The organism is Bacillus sp. SRB_8 (genome assembly GCF_003264205.1).
GTDB classification, from domain to species: domain Bacteria; phylum Bacillota; class Bacilli; order Bacillales; family Bacillaceae_G; genus Bacillus_A; species Bacillus_A mycoides.
The window spans coordinates 1-8,464 of sequence record NZ_NADT01000039.1 but is presented as its reverse complement, the minus strand read 5'-3'; the positions used below and the strand labels follow the sequence as shown (position 1 = coordinate 8,464).

The following is an 8,464-nucleotide window of genomic DNA, read 5'->3' as shown; positions in this document are numbered from 1 at the left end:
AGATAAAGACCTTTCTTCTTCAACAATTTTATTCCTAAAACTGAAGCTCCGGTCACGCCATATACAATCCCTAGCTCTCCAATGATTGTCATGTTTATCTCATCCTTTCGGTTTGATAGATAAATTCCCCTTACGATCTCTATAAAGTTGATAATCATCCAGTAGCTCATTCCATGACAATGCCTGTTCATCGCCATATAGATCGTCTTCAATTTTTTGACTTAAATAATAGTAACCTCGATATTGTTGGGCCAGGTATACTTCGTGACGTAGCATATGCTCTTGTATGGCGCAAATGTCAATTTCCTTTTTGGTGCTTTTGTACATTTCTTTCAGAGTGCTTGAAGAATATAAATAAGGGGTAGTATACAACATTTGATAATGGTCCATTTTTTCTCACCATCCATATAAAATTCCAGCTTCCTTAAATACGTATGTTTGCAATACAGCTTTTTGAATTTGTACCTAAAAAAAGACAAATAAAAAAGGTTCTTTCATGGAAAAAGAACCCTTTTAAAACGTTGAAAATCCAGATTACGAAATGAAAATAGCTTATTGTGACAATTTGCTAGGACATCTAATGACTATAACTCCCTTTTTTATTTATTAAGCAACGAAATATGTTTCAATTGTTGCTTTTAAATAAAGTCACGATGTTTATAAGAAAGACGCAACGTTTTGCCCCCTTGGATCTGTTTATCTAAAGGGGTGTTTTTATTGTGAAACAAAACTACATCTAATATTAAACCCAATACATTTATGCATAGTTTTTCCAAATTACATTTGATAATATAGATAAAGGGACGTTAAATACATAATATATTAATAGTTAGGGAGGTATTAGAAATGAAAAGAACACCTGAATTTATACTGGGTTTAATTGGTGGTATTTTGGGGGTTATAGGTTCTCTTATTATATCGATGATAGCTATTACCGTTTTGGATGGTGATATTGATTATAAAGCTTTGACTTATTACTCTATTTTATTAATTATTCAAATAGGGCTGTTAGTTTTAGCATGTTCAGTAAATAAGGTTAACAATATAGTCTACGGACTTTGTATGATATTACTCCCATTAGTAACATTGGTTATGTCATTATTCCTTTTATTTATTCCAGTAATTCTTCAAATTATTTCTGGCGGATTTGCGTTTCGACCTTTAAAACAAGAATCTAAATAAAATATTTAGCAATTCCAAAATCATGGTAAATATATAAGGGCTAATTTAAATAATATTTTTGAAGGGTGGTATTTTAATTTGAAACGAACTGTAGAATTTGTAATTGGCTTAATCGGAGGAATCTTAGGACTCTTACTTTCTTTATTTATTGTAATTGGTTGTATTTCCTACACAAGTTCTAATACTAGTTCTGGAGGTATTGCAGAATATATTATCATTACTTCTAGCATCGCCTTAATTATTCAAATAGGCCTATTAGTATTAGCTTGTTGTGTTAACAAAATAAATAATATAGCTTATGGTATTTGCATGATTGTATTAAGTATAATTTCATTGTTTTTAGGTTTTTTTATTTTATTCCTTCCAGTGGTTTTACAAATCATTTCAGGTGCATTTGCATTTAGACCTTTAAAACAGGAGACTAATTAAAACAATAACGTAAACGTAAAGCGACTCCAAAATATAAATAAAAGTTAATTTTGAAGTTGCTTTACGTTTACTCTGTAGCAGAGGTTTGAAATCATTTTATAAAGTAACTCATTATGTTATATTTTTAGTGGGTATATTGTAGCCATTTCTTTATGACTATAATAAAAAAAGACAAGGGTGTTGCACTCTTGTCTTTTTTGTTCATTAGATCTATGTTTATTACAAATAGGACTTTAAAATTTATTAATAAGTATATACAACATACTATTCTATGTTTGATTGTTTTACATAATAATTGTTTATATGTTTTAGGAACATGCAATGTGTTGATATATAAGGGATTCTGGCACATAACTATAACAAAAAATGGTTAGAAAGATAACGAATTTGGTGGTTCTGGTGCAAAAACTATAAGACTTATGTAATTAATCTCTGAAATTTGGACATACTGATACTAGTACTCTAAAAAGGACGTGATCAGTATGGAAAAACAAAACTTATTCAAGTGGAAACATTATCAGCCTGAACTAATCTTATTAACAGTAAGGTGGTACCTACGGTACAATTTGAGCTTCCGTAACCTGGTGGAAATGATGGAAGAACGAGGTTTATCAATCGCTCATACAACAATTATGCGCTGGGTTCATCAATATGGGCCTCAATTAGAAGAGAAAGTACGATATCATCTTAAATCAACAAATGACTCATGGAGAGTCGATGAAACCTATATCAAAGTAAAAGGTCAATGGATGTATTTATATCGTGCTGTAGATTCCGAAGGGAACACCATTGATTTTTATCTAAGTAAATCAAGAGATAAACAAGCAGCCAAGCGCTTTTTCAAGAAAGCCTTGGCTTTTTCGTATGTTTCTAAACCCCGTGTGATAACGGTAGATAAGAACCCTGCCTATCCTGTAGCGATGCAAGAATTGAAAGAGGAGAACCATATGCCTGAAGGCATACAACTAAGGCAAGTTAGATATCTTAATAATATAGTGGAACAAGATCATCGTTTTATCAAGAAACGTGTGCGTTCTATGTTGGGATTTAAGTCGTATAAAACAGCAACTTCTATAGTGAGTGGTGTGGAAGCTATGCATATGATAAAAAAAGGACAAATTGATTTACAGAACCAGTCTGTCTAAAATCAGAAAGAGTTCATCCACCGAGTGTTTGGACTTATAGCATAAAATACGATTCCGTTAAGAATCTACTATCATCTATGTTCTTCTTCATATATTTGCACCAGAACCTGAATATTGAATAATGCATTAGATGCTCAATTTATAATTAGAAATCACTTTACAGTAATATCTAATTATAAATAGGCTTCAAAACTCAAATAATGTCACTTTGGAAATTACAAAAACATATTAATCGTAGAACAATTTATAAAAACTAATTTCAAAGCTAAATGGAAGTTAATAAAATCTTATTTAAATATATATCTTATATATATTTAAAATATAAAGATAAAACTTATATAGGACTGGTAAATATACGTATATCCTTACTGTAACAAAGCTTTTTAACATCTCATAGCGTAAAAAATCATAAATAGTAGAATCTTACAACGGAAAATCAGGCAAAACTATGATCTAAAATCTACAAATAATCATAAATGAAATTTAGTATTCCTACATAAAAAATGAAACAAATTGATACATTGTTAAACATATTTATTCAATCGTAAAATTTCATATGAATTCACTGAATCTCCACAATCTTATTGTATTTACTCACAAATGATTCACATTATGTGTTAATTAATCAACATTATCCAAATCTACCACATAACTCACATTAATATTGATGATTTTTGATAGATAAAGGCGTTTAAGCTATTTATATCAATGATAATTGCCCTAAATTACTCACATTATGTGTTATTTATCTACTTATCCACGAAATTTAATTTTTTTCTTATGATTTCTTGTAGATATTTGAATGTATTTAGACAGCTCATAACGTGTTTATATGAAAGTATATGTGGAAATTTAGATGAGTACCATACTATTTTTGTATATGGTTGCATAAAAAAAGACTCTATTATAAATAGAATCGAGTAAATTTACTTATTGCGAAGAATGAGTAAAAGTCTTTTAAATAAACGTATCAACACGAATAGCCCTCTATCTTGAATTTTTTTCAAAAATAGAGAGCTGATTATGATTAGTTCGTTTGCATTACTGTGAGTACTTGCTCAGCTGTTGTTACTGGGATACCAGCGCGTATTAACTGTTCAAAGGCACGTATAAATGTAATTAAATTGAAGCTATCTGGTACTTCAATAACGCGAAGCTTTTCTTTCGGTAATCTATCTATCTTTTCAATGAACAATTCACGAACATCACTTGGAATAAAACGATCTTTATGTCCTCTTGCTTTTAGGAGTTCACGTATTTCTATTTCTAAAGCCATATAAGCGTTTAGGTTTGTACCTTGTTCATAGGCATACTTTCTAAACAACGTTTCTTCTTGATACTTTAGATAGTTGCGGTGATACGATTCCTCTGTAACAGGTACAGCAAATTTGTAGTTTAGTAACTCATACGTTTTGCGGAACAGTTTTTTGATGTTTCGAAGAGAGTACATAGAGAAATGTAATCCGAAATCAAATACAGCCTGTTCTTTTTGTTCTTTTGGAACACGTTGTGTAATAAGAGGATAAATACCTTCTTTAGCCGCTGTATCAAGAATTTGATATTGTGATGTTTGATTTAGTAATTTCTTCAGTGTATATACCAACTTGCTTGGATATTCTTCATTACGATCTATCATGTCACGTAAGCTATGAATTACGCTTCGAATTTGTCGATGGCATGTATATTTAAATACATGAATAAATTTGTTCATCTCTTGTGTAAACTCACCAATATTCATCTCTTGTAGCACGGATTCGATAAAACGAGCTTTACGAGCATAAGTAAGCCTTGGTGTGAATGGATTGCGATACTGTACTTCTCCTGTTTCTTTTGTACATAAGAAATCCGTATGTAAGGATAGATATAGAGTCGTATATCTTTTTTTATTCTTAACCCCTTTTTGTAATTTACAAATTTTGAATAGCGGAGTCCCTGTACATGATAATGCAGTTGTTAATTCTGTCATAACTGCGCGGATTTGATGTGGATATTTTTTATGTAAAAAGCGGTACATCCCACCAAAATGAGTTTTATTCCCTCTTTCATCTTGTTTGTCTAAGGAACGTTTTAATGTAGTTTCACTGTGCTGTTGCATAGCAATATCTAAGAATAGCTTCTTAGATGCAACTGATAGCTCAAAGAAAGCTTTCGTAAATACCACTGGGCTAATATAAACATATGCATTGGCCTTTTCAGTTTCTTCATTCATAAAATGAGTTAATTTAATTGTATATCGACCATCTAATTCATTTTCAATCGTAATAATCTTATGTATACTTAATTTCTTTAATGCAATATAGAATTGAGAATGCTGTATGTAAGCAAATTCTTCTTTATATAGTTTATAATCTTCCCACATCATATGTATTGTTACATTTGGAATGACTCCATTCGTGTAACATTTTTTATGTAGATATAAGAAGACTTCCAAATCTGCGTTTGTAATGCCATATAATTTATGCTTTCTTCCCATTGTTTCCGAAATAGCAGATAGTGTACGACGTGAAAAAGATGGTTTAGCCTGTGCTACGAAGCCATCCACATCGGCAATACGCTCCTCATATGTCATATGATCAACAATATCTTCAAGGTATGTATCTTTATAGCTGTAGTATTTCTCTTCGAAAGTTTCAACAAGTTTTTGCCAAGACTTCAGTGTTACTAAAACTGCATTTGTAGATTGTCCATTTAGACTACGTTGATTACGAATAATAAATGATTTTCCCATCTCTTTCACCTCCTACCTATAAATTCAGAAATAAATGCCAAAACACTATAAAATATACCAATTTTGATTATACCAAATCGAAGTTTGTTGAAATGCGTCCCTTTAAGAGAAAAAATAAAAAGATGAAACGCCCTTTAATCCCTTTTGTATCAAGGGGTTTCAGGATTCTTGAAATTTTTTTTATGGACATGATGTGGCTATGAATTTTCATATTGGTAGAAAAGAAGGAAAATAGCAAAAAAACCTTGTAAACATGATTAAATCAACAGTTATATCGATTTTTAAAAAATTAAAAGGGACATGATATGGCTATGAATTTTCATGTTTATAATTGTGAATTAAACAGATGAAACCCTTTAAACAGTGATGTTAATGGGCTTTATCTGTAATTTTACAATTATAAAAGGAACATGAAGTGGCTAGGTGGGTTTTCATGTTTGGTTAAAAAAAGGGACATCATACAGCTATCGATTTTCATGTTGCATAAATACGTGAAAATAGGGTTATAAACGTGTAAAGCCTTAATATAAAAAGGTTTATGGGGTTTTCATCTAAAATAAAAGGGACATCATATAGCTATAAATTTTCATAACTAATAGTATAGCTGTAATAGAAACGCTTATATATCAAGCTTTAAGCACTTTTAGAAAAAAATTTCGAGTTAGTAAAAAGAGTTACATAATGTCATTTTTGTTTCATGTTTTGATGGAAAGGGGAATGATATGACTATAAATTTTCATTTTTGATGAATTTGGGGTATTCGAAGTAACATATATATTTTCATCTTTACATTTTTGGCTTTTACTTCTCTGTTAAATGTAAGAGGAACTTTAGGGAGATAAATATGAATAATAGTACTGTAAATCTAATAGAAAAAGAGTTAATGAATGAAAGATAGGTTATTGTATAAGTACTTGTATAATTGCTATTTGGATTTTACAAATTGATTGAGTCTTGTATAATCAGTTACAGAGAGGGCTATAAGTATGCAAAATAGAGCCCTTACCATGTTAACAGTGAAATGAAAGAATGAAATATTCCGAATTTATTTCTAGTTTTATAAAAAGGAACATCATATAGCTAATTATTTTCAAATTAAGATCAATAATAACTAAATGTATATAAGGAGCCGAATTTATATGGAAGACGTTCTACAATTGTTTAGAGATGCACTATCAATAACAGAACCACTGTATAAACAAGATGAGCAATTGTGGCATAAATGGGTTTCCTATTATGTTGAGGTTGAAGCAGATAAAAGTAAAATTGTGACTTCAGAATACCTTTCTCCATCATTTTCAATGCTTGTACAGTGGCTAGAGCAACAACAAAGAAAAGGTGTTTCTTCTCTAGATATATTTAAAAATATAGATACTTACAGATTAATTATTCATGAGAAAATAGGTGTCTTTATTGAACAAGAGTTTCGTGAAAATCAGACAGCTAGCACTATAGTGCATACAGCAACAAGTGAATCAGATGCGAACATATTGAATGAAAACTATTTAGAAGTAAATAACTCCGCGGTCTATTATAAGTTAAGAGATGGAATAGCTAAAAATCAATTTGAAGAAGATGAAAACACACGGTTAAAATCTTATCCTATTGAAACAAAGGATAGTAATGGAGTGGCACAGCTTTCCTCTCATAAAGATGAAGATCTAAAGTTAACGAATATTGAAGAGACAGCAAGATGGAATACTTTAGTAGACGGCGTAATGAGTAATATGGATGATTTAACTGCAGATTGTTTAGATACCATCACAATTCAATGGTTGAATGAAGCAAAATCGCCGGATGAATTTATTGATTTTTCATATGAACAAGTTTTAGAAATGTGCAGTATTTCAAAAGCTAAGGCAAATGGTGTCGAATATTATAGAGTGGAAGATAAAATTAAGGTAGCGAAGCGGATTGCGGCCTTAGCAAGTATTTTTATATATCTAAATGATGATAATGAAGTAGTCGTATTAAATGATCGTGCTGAAACAGGTAAGCATTACGAAGTAAAACGTGAGGTAATTAAAAGATTATTTGTATTAGATTCCGTAGTTCTATGGAGAGATAAAAATACAAACGAATACATGGGGATAGAATCGTGCAGGATCAAACCAGGAAGTTTCTTATCCGGATATCTATATGGCTCTAATAGTACTACCGCATTATTATCAAAAAAGGCACTTGAATATAATAGTTATAGACACAAATATCATAAAAGATTAATTCGGTATTTGACATGGCAATGGAGAATCCGTCAAATGTTTTCTAGCTTACAAAGACCTTATTCTATAGGTGGAGATAAAGGTTTGTTGGCAGTTATGGGTATAAACCAGAAACAAAAACCTAATCGTATCCGCGAACAATTAGAAAATGTGCTTATTGATTTAGAAAAAGAAGAAGTAATTTCTCATTGGGAATATCATAATGGTTTAGAAGAAGAAAAACTGACAAAGAAGAATTGGTTTAAAAATTATTATTCACAGTTAGGAATAGTAATATTGCCACCAAAAGAACTAATTAGTTCAATGGAAAACTTAGCGAAAAAGAAAACAATTGATACAATACATGAGGAAAGTCAGCCAGTAAAAATTGTAGAAAAGCCATTAGATACGAGTGAAAATGAACAAGTAATCAGAGAGAAAATAGAGTTTATGCATATGAAAAAGAATATAACTATGCGAGAGCTTTCAATAGAGATAGGTATATCGCAGCCTACTCTTTCTAGATTCTATAATAAAAAAACAAAACGTCTCTCTAGTACGGCGAGAAGCAAATTAAATCAATGGTATAAAAGACAAATGATTATCGATAAAATGTAAGTTAAAGCTAAAAATTAGTATTAAAAAGAGTCCTAGAAATAGGATTCTTTTTAATGTAGTTATTGAATTCGCCTGTTTTAAAATACACTATTTAATATAGAAATAGGGATATTTCTATATTAAATAGGAGATTATAGTAGTGTTATGTGCAATAGAAACAG

The 8,464-nt window shown here is 30.5% G+C and carries 6 protein-coding genes; 4 read left to right on the top strand and 2 right to left on the bottom strand.

The genetic code is table 11. The annotated features are described in order from the left end of the window. Positions 1–99: 99 nt before the first annotated feature. Positions 100–390: a hypothetical protein gene (locus B5P40_RS26160; RefSeq protein WP_002192010.1), complete on the bottom strand. Its 291-nt coding sequence runs from the start codon at positions 388–390 to the stop codon at positions 100–102. Between the two features lie 456 nt (positions 391–846). Here B5P40_RS26160 and B5P40_RS26155 point away from each other — a divergent pair, with 456 nt between their 5' ends. The 3 genes from B5P40_RS26155 to B5P40_RS26145 all read left to right on the top strand — a co-directional run bounded on the left by B5P40_RS26155 (position 847) and on the right by B5P40_RS26145 (position 2,756). Then, on the top strand, positions 847–1,182 hold the full coding sequence (locus tag B5P40_RS26155) for a DUF4064 domain-containing protein (protein WP_002187903.1): 336 nt from the start codon (positions 847–849) through the stop codon (positions 1,180–1,182). A 78-nt stretch (positions 1,183–1,260) separates the two neighbouring features. Continuing rightward, positions 1,261–1,611, top strand: a complete 351-nt coding sequence (locus B5P40_RS26150) for a DUF4064 domain-containing protein (protein WP_002187902.1) — start codon at positions 1,261–1,263, stop codon at positions 1,609–1,611. Positions 1,612–2,093: 482 nt separating this feature from the next. Next, a complete protein-coding gene (locus B5P40_RS26145) occupies positions 2,094–2,756 on the top strand; it encodes an IS6 family transposase (RefSeq protein WP_002192003.1) in 663 nt (220 codons plus the stop codon). 1,027 nt (positions 2,757–3,783) lie between these two features. Here the strand turns inward: B5P40_RS26145 and B5P40_RS26140 are convergent. Then, entirely contained in the window at positions 3,784–5,484 is a 1,701-nt protein-coding gene (locus B5P40_RS26140) for a hypothetical protein (RefSeq protein WP_113710154.1), read from the bottom strand. A gap of 1,139 nt (positions 5,485–6,623) precedes the next feature. On the opposite strand from B5P40_RS26140, the gene B5P40_RS26130 reads away from it, so the two are divergent. Then, complete coding sequence (locus B5P40_RS26130) at positions 6,624–8,303, top strand: helix-turn-helix domain-containing protein (protein WP_002187897.1); 1,680 nt, start codon at positions 6,624–6,626, stop codon at positions 8,301–8,303. The last annotated feature ends 161 nt before the right edge of the window (positions 8,304–8,464 follow it).